The organism is Variovorax sp. ISS6 (assembly GCF_056523145.1).
The window spans coordinates 2,112,940-2,137,196 of record NZ_JAWRZC010000001.1 but is presented as its reverse complement, the minus strand read 5'-3'; the positions used below and the strand labels follow the sequence as shown (position 1 = coordinate 2,137,196).

Sequence of the window (24,257 nt, the reverse complement as noted above, 5' to 3'; positions counted from 1 at the left end):
GGCCTCAGATCAGCGGCGTGGGCCGCAGCGGCCGCTCGAAGTAGTCGCCCAGCGCCTCGAGCGCGCGCGGCTCGAGGATGCGCAGCCAGCGGTCGTCGAGCTTGTAGAGCCCGAGTTGCGACAGCCGCCGCAGCGTCTTGTTGGTGTGGACCAGCGACAGCCCGAGCGCATCGGCGATGTGCTGCTGGTTGAGCGGGAACTCGACCCAGCCGTCGCGCACCATGCCCACGCGCTCGGCGCGGCGGTACAGATGCATCAGCAGCATCGCCACGCGCTCGACGGCGCTGCGCCGGCCGGTGGTCACGAGGTTGTCGTCGATCATCTTTTCCTCGCGCGCGGCCAGCCAGGTGATGTCGTAGCCGAGCTTGGGCTCGGCATGGAACAGCTCCCACAGCCGGTCGCGCGCGAACACGCACAGCGAGACCTCGGTCAGGGCCTCGACGCCATGGGTCTGGCCATCGGCGAACTCGTCCTGCAGCCCGACGAAGTCGCCGGGCAGCAGCACGTTGAGGATCTGCCGCCGGCCGTCGCTCAGGGTCTTGTAGCGGAAGGCCCAGCCCGAATAGAGCGTGAACAGCTGCGGGCTGCGCCGGTGTTCCTCGATGATCGAGCCGCCGGCCTCGACGCGGCGCGCGCCGATGCGGAACGATTCGATGGTGCGCAACTGGTCGGCGGACACCGGCAAAAAGGCCGGCAGCTGACGCAGCGCGCAACGGCTGCAGGGATGGGGCCCGTTCTCCGGGGCGGCGGGTGTGGGGTACTGGTCGAGCACCACCGACTATAGGCATCGAGGGGGGTGGTCCCGGTATGTCTTTTTACATTTCGTGATGTCGGACGGCTGCCTACACTGCGCTCGCCTTTCCCATCCCGGCCCATGATTTCCGACGAACAGACGCAAGCTCCCGCGCCCGCCCCGGCGCTCTCCGAGATCCTCTACTGCAGCGAGCTTGCGCCGGACCTGCCGCCCGACACGGTGGCCAGCATCGTCGCGCGCGCCCGCGTGCGCAACGGCGAACTCGGCATCACCGGGCTGCTGGTCTTCGACGGCCAGCGCTTCTGCCAGCACATCGAGGGACCGCCCGACGCCCTGCGCTCGCTGATGGATCGCATCGCGCGCGACCCGCGCCATGTCGACGTGCGCGTGGCCTGGCAAGGCGAACTGGCCGCGCGCCGCTACAGCGGCTTCCGGCTCGGGCTGGCCGAGAGCGAGGGCCCCGACCTGATGGCCGGCGTGCATGCGCTCGACGGCGAGGTCGCGCTCAAGCATTTCCTGGCGCTGCGCCGCAGTTTCGACATCAACGGCTGAAGACGGCCGCGCCAAAGAAAAAGGGCCGGACGATGCGCGAAGCGCCGTCCGGCCCCTTGTATGACGGGCGCGGCTCGCGCCGCCGCCCGATGGCCCAGGATCGATCAGGAAACCCGCGGGATCAGGCGGCGTCCCACGTGTACGTGGCGCCGTAGCCGTCCCAGGCTTCCATCACGATGCGCTGGCCGGCCGCCACGGTGAGCGATTCGCCGGGGGCGAGCACCAGGTCCTCGCTCGGGCTCTCGAGCGTGGCATCGGGCGTGATCCAGACCCGGCCCTGGCGTACGCGCAGCACGCTCTCGCCGCGCGCCTTCAGGCTCATCGCCTCGCCGGGCGCGATTTGCCAGGCACCGCGGCGCACGGCCGGCGGAATCGCGGCGGCGGTGTTGCGGTTGGGCAGCGACAGGGTGGACAGCGTAGAGGTGGTGCAGACGGCAGTGGACATGATGGGCTCCTAGGTGTTTGCCGAATCGCGAATCAATGGGTGCTTGGAGAAGGAGGCAGCAATGGCGCGGTTCGGGAATGAATGATCGTTTCCCGGCCGTTGGCAGTCCAATGAAAAGGAGGTAGCCTACTGATTCCGGTTTCGCATCAATCCCGAGGCAGGCGCCGGCCCCCGATCCATGCAGCATTCGCAAACCCACCTGCGTTCCCGCCCGATCTCCGCCGGCCACCTGCGGGCCTTCGAGGCGGTCGCGCGACACCTGAACTTCCGCGCCGCGGCCGAGGAAATGGCCCTGACCCAGTCGGCCGTGAGCCGCCAGATCCAGTCGCTCGAGGAGGAAGTGGGCGTGCCGCTGTTCCTGCGCCACACGCGCGCGGTCGAGCTGACCAGCGCGGGCGCCCAGCTGCTTTTGGCGGTGCAGCAGGCGCTGCCGCGCGTCGACACCGCGGTGCGGCAGATCCGCCAGAGCGCCGGGCGCAAGAGCGTCTCGCTGACCACCTTCGCCTCGTTCGCCTCGATGTGGCTGATCCCGCGGCTCGAGGCCTTCCAGCGCGACAACCCCGAGATCGACATCCGGATCGACGCCAGCGACCTCGCGGTCGACCTCGAGGTGGCCGACGTCGACATCGCGCTGCGCTACGGCCCGCGCGAGGCCATGCCCCCGCAGGCCGTGCGGTTGTTCGGCGAAAACCTCACGCCGGTGGCGAGCCCCTGGCTCATCAAGAGCAGCCCGCCGATCAAGAAGCCCGAGGACATCGCACGCTTCACGCTGATCGAGGCCGGCGACGCCCACCGCACCCACCTCGAGTGGCTGACCTGGCGGCGCTGGTTCGAGCTGCACGGCCTGGAACGCGCCCAGCCCAAGCGCTGGCTCTATTTCAACTACGCCTACCAGATGGTGCAGGCCGCGCTCACCGGCCAGGGCGTGGTGCTGGCGCGCAGCTCGTTGATCGCCGAGAGCCTGGCCAACGGGGACCTGATCGAGGTGCTGCCGCAGCACCGCATGGATTCGCCGATGTCCTACTGGCTGATCGCCGGCCCGCGCAGCGCGCTGCGGCCCGAGATCAAGGCCTTCTGGGACTGGCTGCTGGCGCAGGCCGGCACCACGCGCGAGACCATCGGCGAGGTGCCGGACCCGGACACCGTCGACGACCTGGACTGACGAGAAAAAGGGCGCCGCGGCTCGAGGCCGGGCGCCCGTATGCGCAGGAAGCAGCCGCTCAGCCGATCGGCCAGACCACCCCGTTGTCGTTGAGGATCGCGTCGAGCGGCAGGTCGTGCGCCTCGGGCTCGAAGTCCTCGAGGAAGCCGTTCGCGAAACCCAGGCCGACCGTGAAGGGCCGCGGCTCGAGGGCGGCCAGCGTGCGGTCGTAGAAGCCGCCGCCGTAGCCGAGCCGGTAGCCGCCCGCGCTGTAGCCCACGCAGGGCACGAACAGCAGGGTCGGCACGATCAGCTCGGTGTCCTTGGGCTTGGGAATGCCGTAGGCGTCCTCTTCCATCTGGCAGCCCGGGTACCAGGCATGGAAGGTCAGGGTCTTGTGGACCTTGTCGATCACGGGCAGGCCGATGCGGCGGCGCTGCGGCTCGTCGATCAGTTCGCCGTCCTCCTTCCACCGATGCAGCGCGGGCAGCGGATCGAACTCGCCCTTGATCGGCCAGTAGGCGCCGATCACGGTGTCGGGGCGGCCGACCAGCCAGATGCGCATCACGCGCTGCAGCAGGTCCGCGCGTGTCAGCCGGTCCGGCATCCCCAGACGTTGTTCGATCAACGCCTTGCGCAGCTGATCCTTGAGAAAACTCGCCGTCGCCGACGTGGCGGCATCCTTTGACTTGTCCATAATCTCCCGATGCAGTTTCCAAGCATTTTGGCATCCATGTGCCGCCGCCCGCGCAGCGTCGCGCCGGCACTGGTTCTTTCGGCCCTCGCGGCCTGCGCGCTGACCCTCTTCGCGCCCGCCGCGGCGCTGGCGCAGAACAACAGCAACGACGAGGTGCTGCTGCAGATGAAGCAGGCCTTCCAGCGCGGCGACAAGGCCCGGCTGGCGGCGCTGCTGCCTCAGGCCCGCGGCCACGTGCTCGAACCCTGGGCCGCCTACTGGGAACTCAAGGCGCGGCTGCAGGAAGCCGGCGCGAACGAGGTGCAGGACTTCTTCGCGCGCTACCCCGGCACCTACCAGGAAGACCGGCTGCGCAACGACTGGCTGCTGCTCACGGGCCAGCGCCGCGACTGGGACAACTTCTCGGCCGCCATCGCGGGCTTCCGCATGGGCGACGACACCCAGGTGCGCTGCTACGCGATCCTGGTCGACGCGCTGCGCAGCGGCAGCGCCACGCAGGCCCAGGCCGACGAGATCCGGCGCAACTGGTTCGCCCAGCGCGACAGCGACGACGGCTGCCTCACGGCCGCCGACCGCATGATCGCCGCGCGCCTGCTCACGCCCAACGACGCCTGGAAGAAGGCGCGCCTGGCCATCGAGGCCAACCGGCCGCAGGCCGCGCGCGGCGCCGTCACGCTGGCCTCGCCCGATGCGCTGCCGCTGTTCGAGGAGGTCAACGCGAGCGCGGCCAAGTTCCTGGTCGCGCGCGGGCCGGTGGCCGCCAAGTCGCGCCGCGAGCTGGTGACGCTGGCACTGATCAAGATCGCGATGGCCGACCCCGAGCAGGCCGCCTCGCAGCTCGACGCCAAGTGGAGCGCGATGCTCTCGGCCGAGGAGCGCAACTGGATCTGGGGCATCATCGGCCGCCAGTCGGCGATCAAGCTCTGGCCGCAGGCCGTGAGCTACTTCGGCAACGTGACCAAGAACGCCGACCTGTCGGACGACATGCTCGGCTGGCGCGTGCGCGCGGCGCTGCGCGCCGGCCAGTGGAAGGACGTGGCGCCCGCCATCAACGCCATGAGCGAGGCCAGCCAGCAGGACCCGACCTGGACCTACTGGAAGGCGCGCGCACTGGTCAATGCCGGCGGCGACGAGCGCCGCGCCCAGGCGCGCGAGCTCTACCAGGGCATCGCGGGCACGCGCGGCTTCTACGAGATGCTGGCGCTCGAGGAGCTGGGCCAGCGCGTGATGGCCGCCACCCGGCCCGCGCCGCTCACGCCCGAGGAACGCAATGCCGCGCGCATGAACCCCTCGCTCAACCGCGGCCTCTACGCCATCGCGATCGGCCTGCGCCCCGAGGGCACGCGCGAATGGAACTACGCCACCAACCTGCACGACCGCGGCGGCATGGACGACCGCGCGCTGCTGGCCGCGGCCGACTTCGCCTGCCAGCGCGAGGTCTGGGACCGCTGCATCAACACCAGCGAGCGCACCAAGGGCGTGATCGACGTCGAGCAGCGCTTCCCGATGCCCTTCCACGACACGGTGCTGCGCAAGAGCCAGGACATCGGCCTCGACCCGGCCTACGTCTACGGCCTGATCCGCCAGGAGAGCCGCTTCATCATGGACGCGCGCTCGGGCGTCGGTGCCTCGGGCCTGATGCAGGTGATGCCCGCCACCGCGCGCTGGACCGCGCGCAAGATCGGCATGACCGACTTCACGCCGGGCCAGATCAACGACCGCGAGACCAACATCACCATCGGCACCAACTACCTGAAGCTCGCGCTCGACGACTTCGACGACTCGATGGCGCTGGCCGCCGCGGCCTACAACGCCGGCCCGGGCCGCCCGCGCAGCTGGCGCAACGGCCCGGTGCTCGATGCCGCGATCTGGGCCGAGAACGTGCCGTTCAACGAAACCCGCGACTACGTGAAGAAGGTGCTGGCCAACACCACCAACTACGCCGCGATCATCACCGGCCGGCCGCAGTCGCTGAAGGAACGCCTGGGCCGGGTCGGCCCGCGCGACGCCGCGATGCCCGAGCCCAACAAGGACCTGCCCTGAGATGAGCTGGCGCGACGAGGTCCTCGACACCATCGCCGCGGAGTTCTCGGACGTGGGCGACCTCGCCCAGCTCACGCGCATCCTGGTGCGGCTGCTGCTCGCGGCGCTGCTGGGCTTCGTGCTCGGCTTCGAGCGCGAGCAGCAGGGCAAGGCGGCCGGCGTGCGCACCCACATGCTGGTGGCCATCGGCTCGGCCCTGTTCGTGCTCGTGCCGCAGCAAACCGGCATCGTGCCGGCCGACATGAGCCGCGTGATCCAGGGCCTGGTGGCCGGCGTCGGCTTCCTCTGCGCGGGCACCATCCTCAAGCAGGGCAAGGACGAGCATCACGTGCAGGGCCTCACCACCGCCGCCGGGCTGTGGATGACGGCCGCGATCGGCATGGCCTGCGGCCTGGGCCGCGAGGCCACGGCGGTGATCAGCGCACTGCTGGCGCTGGTGGTGCTGCAGTTCGTGCCGAAGCTCGTGAGCCTGATCGAGCGCGCGATCGGGCCGCCCAAGGGCGAAGGCCAGGCGGCACCGCGCGTCATCGCCTCGAGCGCCGAGCCCGTGCCGCGCACCGACGACAGCGACCGGCGATAGACAGCGGCGCGCCGCCCGCGCCCGTCATCAATGCGCGCCGCAAACGGTATCAATCGCGCGGCGCCAGCGCCCTAGCATCGAAGGCTTTGCCACGAACCAACCGGAGGAATCCCATGCTCAAGCTCTACATCGGCAACAAGAACTACTCGTCGTGGTCCATGCGTCCCTGGGTGCTGCTCAAGCAGGCCGGCATTCCCTTCGAGGAAGTGATGGTGCGCTTCGACGCCTTCGAGGCCGGTTCCAACTTCAAGGCCGTGGTCGGCGCGGTCAACCCCACGGCGCGCGTGCCGGTGCTGATCGACGGCGACCTCACGGTCTGGGATTCGCTCGCCATCGCCGAGTACCTGGCCGAGCAGTTCCCCGACAAGGCGCTGTGGCCGCGCGACAAGGCCGCGCGGGCCCGCGCGCGCAGCATCAGCGCCGAGATGCACTCGGGCTTCGGCAGCCTGCGCAACCACTTCCCGATGAACATCGAGGCCTCGCTGGCCGAGGTCGGCGCTCGCGTGCTGAAGGAACAGCCCGGCGTGGTCGAGGACCTGCAGCGCATCGCGGGCATGTGGAGCGAGCTGCTCGACACCCATGGCGGCCCGATGCTGTTCGGCGAATTCAGCATCGCCGACGCCTTCTACGCGCCGGTGTGCATGCGCATCCGCAGCTACGGGCTGCCGGTGCCGCCCGCGGCGCGGGCCTACATCGAGCGGGTGGCGGCCCTGCCGGGCGTCGCCGCGTGGATCGAGCAGGCGCTCGCGGAGCAGGATTTCGTGGCCTTCGACGAGCCCTACCGGACCTCGCGCTGATCGTCGTTCGCGATCGGCGCGAGCCGGCCAGGCCGCGTCGCGCCGCTCAGAAGCGGTAGGTCGCCGACACGTAGGTCACGATCGGGTTGAGCTTCAGGCGCGCCTCGCTGGTCGCGATCGGCAGGCCCGTGATCGAGGTCGTCGTGAGCTTGGCCTTGGTCTTCAGCGGGATGTAGGAGACCGAGAAGGAAATGCCCCAGTGCTTGTCGAACTGGTAGGCCAGGCCGGCATTGAGCACGGGCGCGAAGGAGCTGTCGAGCTTGGCCGTGGTCACGGTCGACAGCGGCCGCTGGTGCAGCTGGCTGCCGAGCGCTTCCTGCAGGTTCGACGTCAGGTTGATGTCGCTGTACCAGACGTAGGTGGCGCCCAGGCCCACGAAGGGACGGAAGGCCGAGTTGGCCTCGTTGAAGTAGTACTTGCCGAGGATGGTCGGGCTCCACTGCCGCGCTTCGCCGAGCTGGCCCACGCGTGCCAGCGTGCCGGTGCCGTTGAGCTTGAACTTCGGCGGAATGCCCAGCACGCCTTCGACGGCCCAGTGGTCGTCGACGAAGTACATGGCGCTCAGGCCCAGCGTGTCGGAATCGCTCACGCTCGCGCCCGAACCCGCGAGCACGCTCTGCACCGGCGCGGTGAGCGTCAGCGGCTTGCTCTTGTCCTGCGGCGACAGATGGAACCAGCCCGCGCCGACGACCCAGTCGCCGGCCTTCTGTGCAAAGGCGCTGCCGGACGTCAGTGCCCCCAGGGCTGCCAACGCCAACATGGTCTTTTTCATGATGTGAATACTCCTTTGGTTGAAATGCCCCCTCCAAACGCGGTGCCGGTCTGCAGCCGGTGAGGCGTTCGAGCGCCTCGAACGAGCGAACGGTCGTTCGATTTGCCCGTCGATTATCGAACGACCGTTCTTTTTAAGCCCTGCGGGGTATCCCTACACTGGGCGCATGAAAACCTATCTCGTCGGCGGCGCGGTGCGCGATCGCCTGCTCGGACGCCCGGTGTCGGACCACGACTGGCTCGTGGTCGGCGCCACGCCCGAGGCCATGGTGGCACAGGGCTTCCTGCCCGTGGGACGCGATTTCCCGGTATTCCTGCATCCATCGACGCGCGAGGAATACGCGCTCGCGCGCACCGAGCGCAAGAGCGCGCCCGGCTACCGCGGCTTCGTGATCCATGCGTCGCCCGACGTGAGCCTCGAGCAGGACCTCGCGCGGCGCGACCTGACCATCAACGCGATCGCGCTGCCGGCCGAGCGCGTGGCCGCCGACGGCAGCTTCGACCCCGCCCCCACCGACCTGGCCGATCCCTTCCACGGCCAGCGCGACCTGCGAGAGAAGCGGCTGCGCCACGTCACCGACGCCTTCCGCGAGGACCCGGTGCGCATCCTGCGCGTGGCGCGCTTCGCCGCGCGCTTCGACGACTTCGAAGTCGCGCCCGACACGCAGGCACTGATGCGCGAGATGGTCGCGGCCGGCGAGGTCGATGCGCTGGTGCCCGAGCGCGTGTGGCAGGAGCTCTCGCGGGGGCTGATGGAGACGCGGCCCTCGCGCATGTTCGAGGTGCTGCGCGCCTGCGGCGCGCTCGCGGTGCTGCTGCCCGAGGTCGACCGGCTCTGGGGCGTGCCGCAGCCCGCGCAGCACCATCCCGAGATCGACACCGGCGTGCACCTGATGATGGTGCTCGACACCAGCGCGCGGCTCGCGGCCTCGCTCGCGGTGCGCTTCGCCTGCCTGATGCACGACCTCGGCAAGGGCACCACCGAGCCGGAGATCCTGCCGCGCCACATCGGCCACGAGAAGCGCAGCGCCGAGCTGCTGCAATCGGTGTGCGACCGCTGGCGCGTGCCGGTCGACATCCGCGAGCTGGCCGAGGTGGTGGCGCGCGAGCACGGCAACATCCACCGCAGCGGCGAGCTCGATGCCGCCGCGCTGGTGCGGCTGCTCGAGCGCTGCGATGCCTTCCGCAAGCCCGCGCGCTTCGCCGAGGCGCTCTTGGCCTGCGAATGCGACGCGCGCGGCCGGCTCGGCTTCGAGCAGCGCGACTATCCGCAGCGCGAGCGGCTGCTTTCGGTGCTGGCCGCGGCCGCGGCCGTGGCCACCGACGCGGTCGCGCGCCAGGCGCAGCAGGCCGGCGCCACCGGGCCGAGGATCGGCGAGGCGATCCACCGCGCGCGCATCGACGCGGTGAAGGCCGCGGCCGGCTGAGCACCCAGGCGGCGCGCGCAATACCACGCGCGCCGCGGCATGTCTTCATGCCTATGGCGGAGGTTCCATGACTTAGGGCACTTCCGACGCCGCGCGCCATGGCTAGCATGGGTCGGGTGATCGCCGCCCCGCCCCCCCGCTCCTCGCCGGACCCGACCGCCACGCACGCCGCGGCGCCGGTCGCGGCCGCCGTGCCGCAGGACCTGGCACTGCGCGTGCTGCGCGAGCACCTGGCCGCGGTGTACGGCGCCTACGACGCCTCGATCGTGGTGCACTTCGGCCTCGGCGCCGCGCTCGGGGCCGCGATGTACATCGCCTCGCCGCGCGCCTGGATCCTGGCCTGGATGGCGGCCCACCTGCTGCTCGGCCTGGCGCTGTTCCTGATGCCGCGCTGGCACGCCGGCCTGCCGCTGCGGCAAACCCCGCTGTGGGCGCGCCGCCATGCGCGCACCGTCATGCTGGTGAGCCTGGCGACCGCCACGGCGCCCTGGCTCTTCATCTCGCGCGACGACCTGTCCGCGACCTCGGTGCTCACGGTCGTCATCATCGGCAGCTGCGCGCGCGCCATGCAGCTGCTGTGGCCGCTCAAGCCCGCGCTCTACGGCTACACGCTGCCGATGATGCTGAGCCTGATCGTCGCGCTGGCCTGGCAGGGCGACGGCATGCACCTGTTCCTGTCGATGTTCAGCCTGGCCTACCTGCTGTTCACGCTGCGCGTGGGCCGGCAGCAGCACCGGCTGCTCACCGACTCGCTGGTGCTGCGCTTCGAGAACGAGGCGCTGGCCACGCGCCTGGGCGAACAGATCGCCGCGGCCGAGCGCGCGAGCATCGAGAAGACCCGCTTCCTGGCCACCGCCAGCCACGACCTGCGCCAGCCGCTGCATGCGATTGCGCTGTTCGGCGCCGCGCTCGAGAACGAGCATCCGGGCAGCCGCAACGCGCAGCGGCTGATGCGCGCGGTGAACGCGCTCGGCAGTTCGCTCGACACCATGCTCGACGTCTCGCGCCTCGATGCCGGCGTGGTCGAGCCGGTGCTCGAGCCGGTCTCGCTCGACGGCCTGTTCCGCGCGCTCAACCCCATGTTCTCGGCGCAGGCCGAGCAGCGCCAGCTGCAGCTGCGGCTGCGCGCGAGCGGCCTGTGGGTGCGCAGCGATCCGCGGCTGCTGCACCGCATGCTGTCGAACCTGCTCGACAACGCGCTCAAGTACACGGCGCGCGGCGGCGTGTCGGTGCGCGCGCGCATGCGGCGCAACGGCGACGGGCTCGGCGATTCGGTGTGGATCGAGGTGGTCGATTCGGGCATCGGCATCGCGCCGGGCCAGCTCGAGCGCGTGTTCGAGGAGTTCTACCAGGTCGACAACCCCGGGCGCGAGCGCTCGCACGGGCTGGGCATCGGCCTGGCCATCGTGCGCCGGCTCTCGCGGCTGCTCGGCCATCCGGTGCAGCTGCGCTCGCGCGTGGGACGCGGCACGCGCTTTCGGCTCGTGCTGCCGCGCTGCGACGCGCAGGCCGCCCCCGGGCCCTGGGCCGTCCGCGCCGAGGCCGTACCCGCCCCGGCGGTGCCGGTGCCGGGGCGCATCCTGCTGATCGACGACGACGCCGAGATCCGCGCGGCGATGACCGAGCTGCTGCGGGCCCACGGCATCGACCTGGAGGCCGTGGCCGGCGAGGCGGAAGCGGCCGCGCTGCTGGCCTCGGGCCCGGCGCCCTTCCGTGCGCTGCTGTGCGACTACCGGCTCGCCAACGGCGACAACGGCCTCGACGTCGGCCAGCGCCTGCGCGCGCGCTTCGCGCTCGCGGCGCCGCTGATGCTGGTGACCGGCGAGACCGCGCCCGAGCGGCTGCAGCGCGTGCGCGCCTCGGGCGTGCCGGTGCTGTTCAAGCCGGTGGAAGCCATGGCGCTGCTGCGCGCGCTGGCCGAACTCGCGCCCCACGGCACACGCTGAACCGCTCGCGCGGGTCACGGCCCCGGCCCCGGGGCACGTCCGGTTTTGGCCGACACGGTGCGCGCGGAGGCCGTGCTAAGGTCTTTCCCGATGTCCAATCCCATCCGCAGCAACGATTCGCTGCCTCCTCCCCTGGGCCGGGACGCGGCCCTCTTCCTCGATTTCGACGGCACCCTGGTGGGCCTCGCGGCCACGCCCGAGGCGATCGAAGTCCCCCCCGCCCTGGTCGCGCTGCTCGGCGACCTCAAGGACCAGCTCGGCGGCGCCCTCGCCGTGGTGTCGGGCCGCCAGATCGACGTGCTCGACCGCTTCCTCGCGCCCCTGCGCCTGCCGGCCGCCGGCGAGCACGGCGTGCAGCGTCGCGACGCCAAGGGCGCGATGCAGGAGCAGCATCCGCCCGACCTGGTGCCCGTGCTCGAGATCGCCAACGAGCTCGCGCGCGTGCACGAAGGCCTGCTGGTCGAGCGCAAGCACGCGGCCATCGCGCTGCACTACCGGCTCGCGCCGCAGCTCGAGGCCGTGTGCGGCGACGCCATGTCGCGCGCCATCGCCGACCAGCCGCAGCTCGAGCTGCTGCACGGCAAGTTCGTGTTCGAGGTCAAGCCCGCCGGCGTCAACAAGGGCATCGCCATCGACGCCTTCATGCACGAGCCGCCGTTCGCGGGCCGCGTGCCGGTGTTCGCGGGCGACGACACCACCGACGAGAGCGGCTTCGCCGTGGTGCAGCCGCGCGGCGGCATCGGCATCAAGGTCGGCTCGGGTCCGAGCCTGGCGCTGCACCGGCTCGAGTCGCCGCGCGCCGTCTACGAATGGCTGGTGCAGGCGCGCGACCGGCTCGCCAACGCGCCCCGGCCCGCCCCCGAAGAAGCATCGCCAAGGAACCCCGGATGAGCGACACCCCGCAGCAGGAAAAACAACAGGACGTGCCCACCGCGCGCCACGAGGACCCGCAGGCGCGGCAGATGCCCAAGGCCCCCGAGGACCGCGGCGGCGAATCGGTGGCCGGCGCGGCCGGTCCCGACGACGATGCCCCGGTCGACGAAGGCACGGCCACCGCGCCCAAGGCGCGCGAGTTCCCGCGCCCGGCCGACTGCTCGCTCAACCTCGGCGTGATCGGCAACTGCGCCTTCAGCGCGCTGATCGACGGGCGCGCGCGCGTGGTCTGGTGCTGCCTGCCGCGCTTCGACGGCGACCCGGTGTTCAACGCCCTGCTGCATCCGGGCGAGGGCGCGGCGGCCTGGGGCTTCGAGATCGAGGACTTCGCGCATGCCAAGCAGTGGTACGAGCCGAACACCGCGGTGCTGCGTACCCAGCTGTTCGACAGCGCGGGCCAGGGCATCGAGATCACCGACTTCGCGCCGCGCTTCTACAGCCGCGCGCGCTATTTCCGCCCGCTGATGCTGGTGCGCCGCGTGCGCCCGATCGCGGGCGCGCCGCGCATGCGCGTGGCGCTCGATCCGCGCTTCCAGTGGGGCGCGCAGGAGCCGGTGGAGGTCACGCGCGGCAGCAACCACATCCGCTACGTCGGCCCCGACGTGACGCTCAGGCTCAACACCGACGCCTCGATCTCGCACATCCTCTCGCGCCAGCCCTTCGTGGTCTCGCGCGAATACAACTTCATGTTCGGCGTCGACGAAACGCTGCTCGACGGCATCGCCGACACCGCGCGCCGCTTCGAGCAGGAGACCATCGCCTACTGGCGCGTGTGGTCCAAGCGGCTCGCGATCCCCTTCGAGTACCAGGACGCGGTGATCCGCGCGGCCATCACGCTGAAGATGTCGCTCTACGAGGACACCGGCGCCATCGTCGCCGCGATGACCACCAGCATCCCCGAAGCGCCCGACAGCCAGCGCAACTGGGACTACCGCTACTGCTGGCTGCGCGACGCCTTCTTCGTGGTGCGCGCGCTCAACTCGCTGAGCGAGGTCGGCACCATGGAGGACTACCTGCGCTGGCTCGGCAACGTGGTGATCGGATCGCACGGCGAGCACATCCAGCCGCTGTACGGCATCGGCCTGGAGCGCGAGCTGCCCGAGTCCTTCGTCGAGAGCCTGCCCGGCTACCGCGGCATGGGCCCGGTGCGCGTGGGCAACCAGGCGCAGGAGCATTTCCAGCACGACGTCTACGGCAACATCGTGCTGGGCGCCGCGCAGGCCTTCCACGACCACCGGCTGCTGCAGCGCGCGGGCGAGGCGGAGTTCCCGCACCTCGAGGCCGTGGGCGAGCGCGCGATCGCCGTCTACGGCACGCCCGACGCCGGCATGTGGGAGCTGCGCACCCGCGCGCGCGTGCACACCAGCTCGGCGCTCATGAGCTGGGCCGCCTGCGACCGGCTCGCGAAGATCGCGCGCGCGCTCGACAAGAACGCGCGCGCCGAGGCCGCCTCGGCCGGCAAGCCCGTGGACACGCGCATCAACTTCGCCGAGCGCGCCGCCTACTGGCACGGCCATGCCTCGCGCATGCGCGAGGAGATCCTCGCCAAGTCGTGGAGCGAGGAGCGCCAGGCCTTCGCCGAGAGCTTCGGCGGCCGCGAGCTCGACGCCAGCATCCTGCTGATGGCCGAGGTGGGGCTGATCGACGCGCGCGACCCGCGCTTCGTCTCGACCGTCGACGCGATGGAGAAGACGCTGTGCGACGGTCCCTACATGCGCCGCTACGAGGCGGCCGACGACTTCGGCAAGCCCGAGACCGCGTTCAACATCTGCACCTTCTGGCGCATCGACGCGCTCGCGAAGATCGGCCGCAAGGCCGAGGCGCGCCAGATCTTCGAGACCATGCTGGCCGCGCGCAATCCGCTCGGGCTGCTGTCCGAGGACACGCATCCGGTCACGGGCGAGATGTGGGGCAACTTCCCGCAGACCTACTCGATGGTCGGCATCATCAACGCGGCCATGCGCTTGTCCGCTCCTTGGGATTCAGCGATATGAGCCGCCTCGTCGTCATCTCCAACCGCGTGGCCGATCCGCGCAAGCCCGCCGCCGGCGGCCTGGCCGTCGCGCTCGGCGAAAGCCTGCAGCAGTCGGGCGGCATGTGGTTCGGCTGGAGCGGCCAGATCGTCGAGGACGGGCCGACCGGCGAAGGCGAGCTGCGGCGCCAGCAGGCCGGCAAGGTCACGCTGGCCACCATCGACCTGAGCCGCGAGGACCACGACAGCTACTACCTGGGCTACAGCAACGACGTGCTGTGGCCGGTGTTCCACGACCGGCTCGATCTGGCCCATTTCGACGCCAACTTCATCGGCGGCTACCGGCGCGTGAACCAGCTGTTCGCGCGCAAGCTGATGCCGCTGCTGAAGGAGGACGACGTCATCTGGGTGCACGACTACCACCTGATCCCGCTGGCGGCCGAGCTGCGCGCCATGGGCTGCAGGCAGCGCATCGGCTTCTTCCTGCACATCCCGCTGCCGCCGCAGATCATCCTGGCGGCGATCCCGCAGCACGAGTGGCTGATGCGCTCGCTGTTCGCCTACGACCTGATCGGCTTCCAGGCGCAGCAGGACGTGCAGCACTTCGAGCACTACGTGCACAACGAGGCCAAGGGCGAGAGCCTGGGCGCAGAGATGTACCGCGCCTACGGCAACACGGTGCGCGCGGCGGCCTTCCCGATCGGCATCGACGTCGACGAGTTCGCGGCGCTCACCCATGCCAAGGAAGCGCGCGACATGTACGAAACCATGAAGCGCGAGTACTCGCAGCGCCGGCTGCTGCTGGGCATCGACCGGCTCGACTACTCCAAGGGCATCCCGAACCGGGTGCGCGCCTTCCGCGAGCTGCTGGCCCACTACCCCGAGAACCGGCGCAGCGCCACCCTGATCCAGATCGCCTCGCCCACGCGCGAGACGGTCGATGCCTACGCCGACATCCGGCGCGAGCTCGAGTCGCTGTGCGGCGCCATCAACGGCGACTACGGCGAGCTCGACTGGATGCCGGTGCGCTACATCCACCGCATGGTGGCGCGCAAGCGCGTGCCGGGCCTGTGCCGCGCCGCGGCCGTGGGTCTGGTGACGCCGCTGCGCGACGGCATGAACCTGGTCGCCAAGGAGTACGTGGCGGCGCAGGACCCGGCCGACCCCGGCGTGCTGGTGCTGTCGCGCTTCGCGGGCGCGGCCGAGCAGATGCAGGAAGCGCTGCTGGTCAATCCCTACGACACCCACGGCACCGCCGAGACGGTGCAGCAGGCGCTGCAGATGCCGCTGGAGGAACGCCGCGAACGGCACCAGGCGCTGCTCTCGCGCATCCGCGCGCAGGACATCCACTGGTGGCGGCGCAGCTTCCTCGAGACGCTGCGCGAGGCGGCCAGCGTGCGCTGAGGCGGCCGCTCACCAGCCGGTGAGCAGCTGCATCAGCCGCATCACCGGCCGCCGCGGCAGGGCCCAGGTGGCCGACACCGGCTCGGCCGGCGGCTCGGCCCGCGTGGGCAGCCGGCGCCCCGCGGCGACCGGCGCATGAAGGCGCAGCTGCACCGGCGACAGCGCCGTCAGCTCAATCCAGCCGCCGTGCTCCACGCCATGCATCTCGCCCTCGCCGAGCACCGTGTGCGCGGTCCACACGGCCTCGCCGATCCAGCGCGGCGGCGACGACACCCGCACGCGCCCCTCGGCCACCTGCAGCCAGGTGCCGGCGTCCACCGCCGTGCGGAAGGAGTCGCCGGCCTCGAGGAAGACGGCATCGGGGGCTTGCGAGAGGGTGGTGATCATGGCGGTACCTCGGGGGTTCGGAAATCGGTGAAGGAAGGGCTGGAAGCGCTTCGATCGTAGGAATTCCCCCGCCCGGAAAACAGGCACACCGCCGCGCGATTCGCACCGCAACAGCCAGGGCCGGCGGCCATCTGTTATGGTCGTTTTCCCTCGCAACTGCATCTGTTTTTCAATGAACGATCGCGCGAGCATCGAGGCCATGGACTCGCTACCGCTCTACCGACAACTGGCGGCGCACTACGTGGACGCGATCCACACCGGCTCGCTCAAGCAGGGCGACAAGCTGCCCTCGCTGCGCAGCCTGATGCGCCTGCACGACATCAGCCTCTCGACCGCGCTGCAGCTGTGCCGCGCGATGGAGAGCGACGGCTGGGTGGAGGCGCGCGACCGCTCGGGCTATTTCGTGCGACGGCCCCAGCGCATGGCCATCGCGCCGATGGAAGAGCCGGTGGCCGACATGCCGCCGGACCCGGCGCAGTTCGTCAGCATGCGCACCCGCATGGCCACCTTCATGGCGCGCGGGCGGCATGCGGGCGTGAAGCTGAACTTCGCCATCGCGCGCGCCGCGCCCGAGCTGTACCCCGCCGAAGCGCTGCGCAACGCCATGACGCGCGCGCTGCGCCAGCGGCCCGAGCTGCTGACCACCGCCTCGTCGCAGAAGGGCCACGAGCAGTTCCGCGAGGCCGTCGCGCAGCGCAACCTGCGCATCGGCATGACGGTGTCGCCCGACGAGGTGCTCGTCACCAACGGCTGCATCGAGGCGCTGAACCTCGCGCTGCGCGCCGTCGCCAAGCCCGGCGACACGGTGGCCGTGGAGTCGCCCACCTTCTACGGGCTGCTGCAGGTGCTCGAGAGCCTGGGCATGCGCGCGCTGGAGATCCCGACCAGCCCGCAGACCGGCATCTCCATCGAGGCGCTGGACCTGGCCATCCACACCTACGACCACATCAAGGCCGTGGTGGTGGTGCCGCACCTGCAGAACCCCATCGGCAGCGTGATGCCCGATGCGCACAAGCAGCGCCTGGCGCATCTGTGCGAGAGCCACGGCATCGCGCTGGTCGAGGACGACACCTACAGCGACCTGGTGGAGACCGAGGTGCCGCTGCGCGCGGTGAAGTCGTGGGACCGCACGGGCAACGTGATCTATTGCGCCTCGCTGCACAAGGTGCTGGCGCCGGGACTGCGCCTGGGCTGGATCACCGCCGGGCGCTGGCATGCGCAGGTGGAAATGCTCAAGTACGCGCAGACGCGCAACAACGAGGCGCTGGCGCAGATCGCCGCGGGCGAGTTCATCGCCAGCGGCGCCTACGACCGCCACCTGCGCCGCCTGCGCGAACGCCTGCACGTGCAGCGCGACCAGACGGCCGATGCCATCGCGAAGTACTTCCCGCCCGGCACGCGGCTGAACCTGCCGCGCGGCGGGCTGCAGCTGTGGGTGGAGCTGCCCGAGCAGCGCTCCTCGGTCGAGGTGTTCGAGGCGGCGCTGCGCGAGCACATGCTGGTGTCGCCGGGCGCGCAGTTCTCGAACTCGGGGCGCTTCGACCACTACCTGCGCATCAACTGCGGCTGGCCTTATTCGCCGGCCGTCGACGCGGGCCTGAAGCGGCTGGGCGAACTCGCGGCGCGGTGCCGCGCGCGCGAGGCACCGCGCCCGAAGGCCTGATTCAATCGAGCAGCGCGAGCGCGGCGTAGTCGCCGACCTTGTCGCCGAGGCCCGCGGGCACGAGTTCGACGCCGCGCGTCAGCGGCGGCAGCCGGCCGTCGATCTGCGCCTGCAGCCGCGGCAGCAGGAAATCGCGGTGGTGCCAGAACACGCTGCCGCCGAGGCTGATGCGCTGCAGGTCGAGCGTGGCGACCAGGTTGTAGAGCATGCGGCCCATGACGCGGCTGAGCGCGTCGACCACCTCGAGCGCATGCCGCTCGCCGGCCGAGGCGGCGGCGAACAGGTCGGGCGCGGGCTGGCCGAAGCGGCGGTCGATGGAGTTGCCGGCCACCAGCGCCTCGACGTCGCCGATGTTGCCGCAGCCGCAGAGCGCGCCGCTGCCGTCGTCGACCACGAAGCTGTGGCCCGCATGGCCCGCGTTGCCGTTCTTGCCGCGCAGCGCGCGGCCGTCCACGCACAGGCCCACGCCCACGCCGGTGCTCCAGGTGACGTAGGCGCAATGGTCGAAGCCCTGCAGCGCGCCCCAGTGGCGCTCGGCCTCGAGCGCGGCCACGGCGTCGTTCTCGACCCGCACCCAGCCGTAGCGCTGCGCGAGCGGCGCCTCGACCTGTGCCGTCATCCAGTCGTTGGGCAGGCCACGCGCGGGGCCCGCGATGCCGCCGCAGATGTTGGGCGTGGCGAGTTCGACCTTGCCCTCGCGCAGCTCGAAGGGGCCGGCCGAGGACACGCCCACGCGGTCGATGCTCGCGGGATCGATGTGCTGCTCGGCACAGACGGCATCGATCATGCGGATGATCTGCCGTGCCACGGCATCGTTGTCGCCGGTCTTCGCGGTCGGCTCGCTGCGCCGGCCGATCAGCGGCGCGTCGCTCGAGGTGGAAAGGCTCACGGCCACCTTGGTGCCGCCGATGTCGACGCAGGCTCTCATTGCGGTTGTCTTCTCTTTCAGGGGCGAAACGCCTACAGCAGCCGGGCCACCAGCGCGGCCAGCATGCTGAGCACCACCGTGCTCGCGATCGGCAGCTGCCATTCGCGGCCGAAGGCGCGGAACTCGAAATCGCCGGGCAATCGCCCGAAGCCGAAGCGGCGCAGCCAGGCGGTCAGGCCGCTCATGAGCACCAGCGCCAGGACGACGACGATCAGCCAGCGAAGCATGAAACCAGTCTAGCCCCGCAGGACGGCCAGCGCTTGTCGGTGAAGTTCGGGTGTGGCCGCCGCGATCACGCGGCCGTCGGACTGGAGCCCCAGCGGCCGGCCCTCCCAGTCGGTGATCACGCCGCCCGCGGCCTCGATCAGGCCGGCCGGGCCGAGGTAGTCGTAGGGCTGCAGGCCGGTCTCGACCACCAGGTCGATGGTGCCGCCCGCGAGCTGGGCATAGCCGTAGCAGTCGCCGCCGAAGCGGCGCATCGCGCACTGGCGGCTCAGCCGGTCGAAGGCCTGCCAGTCGGCGGGCGCGAAGATGTCGGGCGAGGTGGTGACGATGCGCGCCTTGGCGACCTCGCCGCAGGCGCTCGCGTGCACCGGCTGGCCGTCGCGCGTGGCGCCCACGCCGGCCTGGCCGACCCAGCGTTCCTTGAGCACCGGCATGTCGACCATGCCGAACACCACGCGCTCGCCCTGCAGCACGCCGATCAGCGTGCCCCACAGCGGCGAGCCGGTGATGAAGCTGCGGGTGCCGTCGATCGGGTCGAGCACCCAGACGCGCTCGGCCTCGAGGCGCTCGGCGCCGTGTTCCTCGCCGTAGATGCCGTCGGCCGGCGCGCGCTGCGCGAGCAGCTCGCGCATGGCGCTCTCGGCCGCGCGGTCGGCCAGCGTGACCGGGCTTTCGTCGGCCTTGGTGATGATGTCCAGCGGGGTACGGAAATGGCGCATCGACTGGGCGGCGGCGGCGTCGGCCAGCGCCTGCGCGAGGCTCGGGAGATCGGCGTTGGAAGTGCTCATGGCGAAGGACTGCGGGCAAGGCGGCGGGGTTGCCGCGGACCCCGGATTAGACCCGACCTTGCGCCGGGGTCCAGGCCGAACTTGGATCGGCCCGGGGTTTGACCGCCGCCGCACCGCGTCCTAGCATGGTCCGAAAATTGCCAAGCGGAGACGACATGACCAGCTTCCAGCCCCTGCGCCGCGCGCTGCTCGCGGCCCTGCTCGGCACCGCCGCCGCCCTCGCCCACGCCACCCCGTCGGAATCGGAGCACCGGCTGATCGACACGCTGATCCAGCGCGTGGCGAAGATGGGTTCGATGACCTTCCTGCGCAACGGCAGCGAGTACAACGCCGCCGACGCCGCCAAGCACATGCAGGCCAAGTACGAGCACTTCAAAAAGGAGATCGTGACCGCCGAGGACTTCATCGAGCGCTGCGCCACGCGCTCGGAGATGACCGGCCAGGCCTACCGCGTGAAGCTCACCAACGGCGTGGTCAGGGAATCGAACGAGTTCCTGCGCGCCGAGCTGCGCAGCCTGCGCGAGGACGCGAAGAAGACCGGCAAGGCCGGCTGAAGCGCGTCAGCGCTGCTGGCCCCACTTGCGCACCGTCAGGCGCTCGAGCGTCTTGAAGCCCAGGCTTTCCACCAGCAGACCGATCAGCACCACCAGCACCAGGCCCGCGAACACGCGGTCGGTGTAGAGCTCGTTGCGGTTCTGGAAGATGTACCAGCCCAGCCCGCCCTTGCCCGAGGAGGCGCCGAACACCAGCTCGGCCGCGATCAGCGTGCGCCAGGCGAAGGCCCAGCCGATCTTGAGCCCCGAGAGGATCGACGGCAGCGCCGCCGGCACCAGGATCTGCAGCACGTAGCGCAGGCCCGTGAGGCCGTAGTTGCGCCCGGCCATGCGCAGGGTCTCGGGCACGCCCTGGAAGCCCGCGTAGGTGTTGAGCGCCAGCGGCCACAGCACCGAGTGGATCAGCACGAACACCAGGCTGCTGCGCCCCAGGCCGAACCACAGCAGCGCCAGCGGCAGCAGCGCGATCGCGGGCAGCGGGTTGAACATCGAGGTCAGCGTGTCCAGCAGGTCGCGGCCGATGCGCGTGGAGACCGCGAGCGTGGTCAGCGCGAAGGCCAGCGCCACGCCCGCGAGATAGCCCTGCACCAGCACCGCGAGCGAGATGCGCACCTTCTCGAGCAGCTCGCCGCTGGCCAGGCCCTCGACCAGCGCACGCGCGGTGGCGCTGAAGGTGGGCAGCAGCAGGTCGTTGTCCTGCCAGCGCGCCGCCAGTTCCCACAGCAGCGCGATCGCGACCAGGATCAGGCCCTTGCGCAGCCAGGCCTGCGAGGCCAGGCGCGCGCCCAGCGGCAGCCGGCGCTCGACCGGCAGCGCGGTGAAGGGCTCGAGCGTGCGCTCGTACTCGGGGCGCACGGGGGGAAGGATCGCGCTCATCGGCCGGCCTCGGTGTCGTGTGCTTCGTCGAACAGCATGTCGTGGATGCGTTTCGCGGTCTGCTGGAACTCGGTGCCGCCGAGGCTGTCGAGCGTGAAGCCGTGGCTGTTGATCTCGGCGCGCATGCGCCCGGGATGCGGCGACAGCAGCGCGATGCGGTTGCCCACCACCAGCGCCTCCTCGATCGAATGGGTGACGAACAGCAGCGTGAAGCGCACCTCGTCCCACAGCGCCAGCAGCTCCTGCTGCATGCGCCGGCGCGTGAGCGCGTCGAGCGCGGCGAAGGGCTCGTCCATCAGCAGCACGCGCGGCTGCATCGCGAGCGCGCGCGCGATCGCCACGCGCTGCTTCATGCCGCCCGAGAGCTGGTGCGGATGCACGTCGGCGAATTTCGAGAGGCCCACCTTGTCGAGGTAGTGCAGCGCGCGCTCGGCCGCCTCCTTGCGGCCCAGCGTGCGCGAGGCCAGCAGCGGGAACATCACGTTCTGCCGGACGGTCTTCCACGGCGGCAGCTGGTCGAACTCCTGGAACACCACGATGCGGTCGGGCCCGGGCCGCAGCACGCGCTCGCCGGCCAGCCGGATCTCGCCCTCGACCGGCGCGATGAAGCCCGCGACCGATTTCAGCAGAGTCGACTTGCCGCAGCCCGAGGGACCGAGCAGCACGAAGCGGTCGGCCTGGTGCACGTCGAAGCTCACGCGGTGCGTGGCGCGCACCACGCGCTCGGGCGTGCGGTACTCGAGGCTGACGCCGTCGACCTGCAGCAGCGGCGCCGCGGCCTCCCGCGCGCGCGCCTCCTCGCGTGCCAGCTCCGGGAAGGAGGACCCGGCCGCGGGCGCCACCCGCTGCCGGTGGGCCAGGGCATCGGCCCGCGAATCCAGCACCGCCGCCGTGCTCGTCATCAGTTGCCCGAGGCGTTGTGCGCGTCGTCGAAGAAGTAGTCCTTCACCGAGGCCGGCTTGTTCCTGATCGCGCCCACGCGGTGCATGAAGTCGGCCAGCGCGTAGGTGTTCTGCGGCGTGGTCTTGAACTGCACCTCGGGGTTCCTGATGATCTTCAGCAGCAGCTCGCGGTCGAGCTTGGCGTTGCTGACCTTGAGGTAGATGTCGGCCGCCTTCTCGGGATTGGCGCTGACGAACTTCGCGGCCTCGTCGAGCGCGTCGATGAAGGCCTTGTAGGTCTTCGGGTTCTCGTTGCGGAATTTCTCGGTGGCGTAGAGCACCGTGGCCGACGAGGGGCCGCCCAGCACCTGGTAGGAGTTCAGCACGATGTGCGCCGCGGGGTTGCCCGCGAGCTCCTGCTCCTGGAACGGCGGGTTGCCGAAGTGGGCCGTGATCTCGGTGCCGCCCTTGATGATGGCCGCGGCCGCGTCGGGATGCGGCAGCGCCACGCTGATCTTGTCGAGCTTGTTGAATTCCTTGTCGCCCCAGAGCTTGGCCGAGGCGAACTGCAGCACGCGCGACTGCACCGACACGCCGACCGCGGGCAGCGCGATGCGGTCCTTGTCCGTGAAGTCGGCGATGGTCTTCACGTTCGGGTTGTTGCTCACCAGGTAGTAGGGGAAGTTACCCAGCGAGGCCACGCCCTTGACGTTCTGCTTGCCCTTGGTGCGGTCCCACAGCGTGAGCAGCGGGCCGACGCCCGCGCCCGCGATCTCGATGTTGCCCGACAGTAGCGCGTCGTTGACCGCCGAGCCGCCCGAGAGCTTGACCCATTCGACCTTGGCGTCGACGCCCGCGGCCTTCGCGTGCTTCTCGATCAGCTTCTGGTCCTGCGCCACGTTGAGCAGCAGGTAGACGATGCCGAACTGCTCGGCGATGCGGATCTGGCCCTCGGCGTGCGCGGCGAGGCTGCCGGCCAGCAGGCCGAGGCCGGCGACGAGGGATGTGGCCTGGCGGGTGAAGCGGTTCATGGCGGGAAGGACTCCAGGGGAAGAAATTCGGGGTGCAGCGCTCCGCGCGGACCCGGCGTCGCCGGTCCGTCGAGGACGTTCGTCTGCGGAGGTGGTCGGTCTATCGGGGCTCGTCGCCCACGATGGTGGTGCGGTTGAGCCGGCGGCGCAGGTGGTCGGGCGTGCCCGCCGCCAGGTGCATCAGCGAGCGGTTGTCCCAGAACACGAGGTCGTGGGGCGCCCATTGGTGGCGGTAGACGAATTCGGGCTTCACGCTGTGCGCGAACAGCTCGGACAGGAGTTCATCGCTTTCTTCCTTGGGCAGGCCGACGATGCGGGTGGTGAAGTGCTCGCTGACGAACAGCGCCTTGCGCCCGGTCTCGGGATGCGTGCGCACCACCGGCTGCACCGCGGGCGCGACCTGGTCGATCTGCGCCTGCGAGAGCTTGGGCCGCCACGGGTTCCTGGCGCGCAGTTCCTCGTACTTGGCGAGGTAGCTGTGCTCGGCCTTGAGCGGGAGGATGCGCTGCTGCAGTTCAGTCGGCAGTGCTTCCCAGGCCAAATGCTGATCGGCGAACAGCGTGTCGCCGCCCTCGCTGGGCAGTTCCTGCGCGTGAAGCAACGAGCCGAGGCTGGGCTTGGGCTTGTAGGAGATGTCGGAATGCCAGTAGACGCCCGCGTCGCCGAGGCCGATGGGCTCGCCGTTCTCCTTGATGTTGGAGACGATGAGGATCTCGGGGTGGTTCTCGAGCTGGAACTGGTGCAGGACGTGGATCTCGAGCGGGCCGAAGCGGCGGCTGAAGTCGATGTGCTGCTGGGGGGTGATCTGCTGGTTGCGGAAGACCAGGACGTGGTGGTCGAGGTGGGCGCGGTGGATGCGGGCGAAGTCTTCTCCCGGGATGGGGCGCGCGATGTCGAGGCCGACGATTTCGGCGCCTACGGGGGCGGGGAAGGGGCGGATCTCGAAGGATTGGGTGCGCTCGGGGACGAGGACTTGGCTCATGTGCCGCAATGTAGGCGGGGATGGGGGGTTGGGCAACGAACTCTTCGTTGAATGCTTATGACTGTCTGGGGCGTTTTTTCTTTGGCTCTCTCTGGTGAGGCTGTCGGCCGGGTCTCGCCCCGGCGGGCGAGTCACTTTCTCTTGTCTCGCCAAGAGAAAGTAACCAAAGAGAAGGCGACCCCGCTGTCTGTGTCCCTTCGCTTCGCTACGGGCAACCTGCGGTGCTCGGGGAAAGCGGGAGTCCGCAGAACTCGCTCCACTTCGTTGCGCTCAGACAGCTGCGGCCCTTATCCCGCTTTCCCCTGCGCTCCTCGGCACAGCCAGAGGGGATGAGGGTCAACGCGCCATGGCGCGTCCTTGTGTGGGGTGCAGGAATGCTTCCGCTCCGGGTCTTCTTTCGAGGCCGAGCGAAGCGAAGGCCCGAAGGGTCTGCTGGGCCGAGCGCAGCGATGGCCCGACCCACCCCCTCTGGCTGCGCCG

The 24,257-nt window shown here is 70.4% G+C and carries 24 protein-coding genes; 12 read left to right on the top strand and 12 right to left on the bottom strand.

Annotation, left to right across the window (positions count from 1 at the left end):
• Positions 1 to 4 precede the first annotated feature (4 nt).
• Positions 5 to 697: a Crp/Fnr family transcriptional regulator gene (locus tag AC1HIL_RS09805; RefSeq protein WP_082322025.1), complete on the bottom strand. Its 693-nt coding sequence runs from the start codon at positions 695 to 697 to the stop codon at positions 5 to 7.
• A 177-nt stretch (positions 698 to 874) separates the two neighbouring features.
• Here AC1HIL_RS09805 and AC1HIL_RS09800 point away from each other — a divergent pair, with 177 nt between their 5' ends.
• Complete coding sequence (locus AC1HIL_RS09800) at positions 875 to 1,306, top strand: BLUF domain-containing protein (RefSeq protein WP_057596548.1); 432 nt, start codon at positions 875 to 877, stop codon at positions 1,304 to 1,306.
• A 121-nt stretch (positions 1,307 to 1,427) separates the two neighbouring features.
• Here the strand turns inward: AC1HIL_RS09800 and AC1HIL_RS09795 are convergent, their stop codons facing one another.
• Entirely contained in the window at positions 1,428 to 1,751 is a 324-nt protein-coding gene (locus AC1HIL_RS09795) for a DUF2917 domain-containing protein (RefSeq protein ID WP_057596549.1), read from the bottom strand.
• Between the two features lie 178 nt (positions 1,752 to 1,929).
• Between AC1HIL_RS09795 and AC1HIL_RS09790 the strand changes: the two genes are divergently transcribed.
• Positions 1,930 to 2,913 (top strand): LysR substrate-binding domain-containing protein, encoded by a 984-nt coding sequence (locus AC1HIL_RS09790; protein ID WP_208507774.1) that lies wholly within the window; start codon positions 1,930 to 1,932, stop codon positions 2,911 to 2,913.
• Positions 2,914 to 2,971: 58 nt separating this feature from the next.
• Here the strand turns inward: AC1HIL_RS09790 and AC1HIL_RS09785 are convergent, their stop codons facing one another.
• A complete protein-coding gene (locus AC1HIL_RS09785; protein WP_057596551.1) occupies positions 2,972 to 3,589 on the bottom strand; it encodes a 5-formyltetrahydrofolate cyclo-ligase in 618 nt (205 codons plus the stop codon).
• A gap of 36 nt (positions 3,590 to 3,625) precedes the next feature.
• Between AC1HIL_RS09785 and AC1HIL_RS09780 the strand changes: the two genes are divergently transcribed.
• The 3 genes from AC1HIL_RS09780 to AC1HIL_RS09770 all read left to right on the top strand — a co-directional run bounded on the left by AC1HIL_RS09780 (position 3,626) and on the right by AC1HIL_RS09770 (position 7,009).
• A complete protein-coding gene (locus AC1HIL_RS09780; RefSeq protein WP_479671696.1) occupies positions 3,626 to 5,632 on the top strand; it encodes a lytic transglycosylase domain-containing protein in 2,007 nt (668 codons plus the stop codon).
• Between the two features lies 1 nt (position 5,633).
• The gene (locus AC1HIL_RS09775; RefSeq protein ID WP_057596553.1) at positions 5,634 to 6,212 is read left to right on the top strand and encodes an MgtC/SapB family protein; all 579 of its coding nucleotides are present in this window, start codon (positions 5,634 to 5,636) and stop codon (positions 6,210 to 6,212) included.
• A 113-nt stretch (positions 6,213 to 6,325) separates the two neighbouring features.
• Complete coding sequence (locus AC1HIL_RS09770) at positions 6,326 to 7,009, top strand: glutathione S-transferase family protein (RefSeq protein ID WP_479671695.1); 684 nt, start codon at positions 6,326 to 6,328, stop codon at positions 7,007 to 7,009.
• A 46-nt stretch (positions 7,010 to 7,055) separates the two neighbouring features.
• On the opposite strand, the gene AC1HIL_RS09765 is transcribed toward AC1HIL_RS09770, so the two are convergent.
• On the bottom strand, positions 7,056 to 7,781 hold the full coding sequence (locus AC1HIL_RS09765; RefSeq protein ID WP_057596555.1) for an OmpW/AlkL family protein: 726 nt from the start codon (positions 7,779 to 7,781) through the stop codon (positions 7,056 to 7,058).
• Between the two features lie 166 nt (positions 7,782 to 7,947).
• Here AC1HIL_RS09765 and AC1HIL_RS09760 point away from each other — a divergent pair, with 166 nt between their 5' ends.
• The 5 genes from AC1HIL_RS09760 to otsA all read left to right on the top strand — a co-directional run bounded on the left by AC1HIL_RS09760 (position 7,948) and on the right by otsA (position 15,462).
• Positions 7,948 to 9,207, top strand: coding sequence for a multifunctional CCA addition/repair protein (locus tag AC1HIL_RS09760; protein WP_413764463.1), 1,260 nt, complete (start codon positions 7,948 to 7,950; stop codon positions 9,205 to 9,207).
• 98 nt (positions 9,208 to 9,305) lie between these two features.
• Positions 9,306 to 11,153 carry an ATP-binding response regulator gene (locus AC1HIL_RS09755; protein ID WP_422097984.1) on the top strand — a complete coding sequence of 616 codons (1,848 nt, stop codon included), beginning with the start codon at positions 9,306 to 9,308 and terminating at the stop codon, positions 11,151 to 11,153.
• Between the two features lie 90 nt (positions 11,154 to 11,243).
• Positions 11,244 to 12,044 (top strand): trehalose-phosphatase, encoded by an 801-nt coding sequence (gene otsB, locus AC1HIL_RS09750; protein ID WP_057596557.1) that lies wholly within the window; start codon positions 11,244 to 11,246, stop codon positions 12,042 to 12,044.
• A gap of 71 nt (positions 12,045 to 12,115) precedes the next feature.
• Positions 12,116 to 14,080, top strand: coding sequence for a glycoside hydrolase family 15 protein (locus AC1HIL_RS09745; protein ID WP_172705435.1), 1,965 nt, complete (start codon positions 12,116 to 12,118; stop codon positions 14,078 to 14,080).
• Positions 14,077 to 15,462 carry an alpha,alpha-trehalose-phosphate synthase (UDP-forming) gene (gene otsA, locus AC1HIL_RS09740; RefSeq protein ID WP_057596558.1) on the top strand — a complete coding sequence of 462 codons (1,386 nt, stop codon included), beginning with the start codon at positions 14,077 to 14,079 and terminating at the stop codon, positions 15,460 to 15,462. The genes AC1HIL_RS09745 and otsA overlap by 4 nt, the downstream gene beginning before the upstream one ends.
• 9 nt (positions 15,463 to 15,471) lie before the next feature.
• Here the strand turns inward: otsA and AC1HIL_RS09735 are convergent, their stop codons facing one another.
• On the bottom strand, positions 15,472 to 15,849 hold the full coding sequence (locus AC1HIL_RS09735; RefSeq protein WP_422097985.1) for a hypothetical protein: 378 nt from the start codon (positions 15,847 to 15,849) through the stop codon (positions 15,472 to 15,474).
• A gap of 199 nt (positions 15,850 to 16,048) precedes the next feature.
• On the opposite strand from AC1HIL_RS09735, the gene AC1HIL_RS09730 reads away from it, so the two are divergent.
• Positions 16,049 to 17,512 (top strand): aminotransferase-like domain-containing protein, encoded by a 1,464-nt coding sequence (locus AC1HIL_RS09730; protein WP_479672479.1) that lies wholly within the window; start codon positions 16,049 to 16,051, stop codon positions 17,510 to 17,512.
• A 1-nt stretch (position 17,513) separates the two neighbouring features.
• Here AC1HIL_RS09730 and AC1HIL_RS09725 read toward each other — a convergent pair whose 3' ends face one another.
• Genes AC1HIL_RS09725 through hisN form a run of 3 tightly spaced genes read right to left on the bottom strand, consistent with a single transcriptional unit; the run spans position 17,514 to position 19,453 of the window.
• The gene (locus tag AC1HIL_RS09725) at positions 17,514 to 18,440 is read right to left on the bottom strand and encodes an ROK family protein (RefSeq protein ID WP_057596560.1); all 927 of its coding nucleotides are present in this window, start codon (positions 18,438 to 18,440) and stop codon (positions 17,514 to 17,516) included.
• A gap of 32 nt (positions 18,441 to 18,472) precedes the next feature.
• On the bottom strand, positions 18,473 to 18,667 hold the full coding sequence (locus tag AC1HIL_RS09720; protein WP_057596561.1) for a DUF2905 domain-containing protein: 195 nt from the start codon (positions 18,665 to 18,667) through the stop codon (positions 18,473 to 18,475).
• Positions 18,668 to 18,676: 9 nt separating this feature from the next.
• On the bottom strand, positions 18,677 to 19,453 hold the full coding sequence (gene hisN / locus AC1HIL_RS09715) for a histidinol-phosphatase (RefSeq protein WP_413764464.1): 777 nt from the start codon (positions 19,451 to 19,453) through the stop codon (positions 18,677 to 18,679).
• A 155-nt stretch (positions 19,454 to 19,608) separates the two neighbouring features.
• On the opposite strand from hisN, the gene AC1HIL_RS09710 reads away from it, so the two are divergent.
• Positions 19,609 to 20,007 (top strand): DUF5329 family protein, encoded by a 399-nt coding sequence (locus AC1HIL_RS09710; RefSeq protein ID WP_057596563.1) that lies wholly within the window; start codon positions 19,609 to 19,611, stop codon positions 20,005 to 20,007.
• 6 nt (positions 20,008 to 20,013) lie between these two features.
• On the opposite strand, the gene AC1HIL_RS09705 is transcribed toward AC1HIL_RS09710, so the two are convergent.
• The 4 genes from AC1HIL_RS09705 to AC1HIL_RS09690 all read right to left on the bottom strand — a co-directional run bounded on the left by AC1HIL_RS09705 (position 20,014) and on the right by AC1HIL_RS09690 (position 23,777).
• Positions 20,014 to 20,883: an ABC transporter permease gene (locus AC1HIL_RS09705; protein WP_479671694.1), complete on the bottom strand. Its 870-nt coding sequence runs from the start codon at positions 20,881 to 20,883 to the stop codon at positions 20,014 to 20,016.
• A complete protein-coding gene (locus AC1HIL_RS09700) occupies positions 20,880 to 21,785 on the bottom strand; it encodes an ABC transporter ATP-binding protein (RefSeq protein ID WP_479671693.1) in 906 nt (301 codons plus the stop codon). Before AC1HIL_RS09700 ends, AC1HIL_RS09705 begins: the two co-directional genes overlap by 4 nt.
• Positions 21,785 to 22,795, bottom strand: a complete 1,011-nt coding sequence (locus AC1HIL_RS09695; RefSeq protein ID WP_479671692.1) for an ABC transporter substrate-binding protein — start codon at positions 22,793 to 22,795, stop codon at positions 21,785 to 21,787. Before AC1HIL_RS09695 ends, AC1HIL_RS09700 begins: the two co-directional genes overlap by 1 nt.
• A gap of 100 nt (positions 22,796 to 22,895) precedes the next feature.
• Positions 22,896 to 23,777: a TauD/TfdA dioxygenase family protein gene (locus AC1HIL_RS09690; RefSeq protein ID WP_479671691.1), complete on the bottom strand. Its 882-nt coding sequence runs from the start codon at positions 23,775 to 23,777 to the stop codon at positions 22,896 to 22,898.
• Between the last annotated feature and the right edge of the window lie 480 nt (positions 23,778 to 24,257).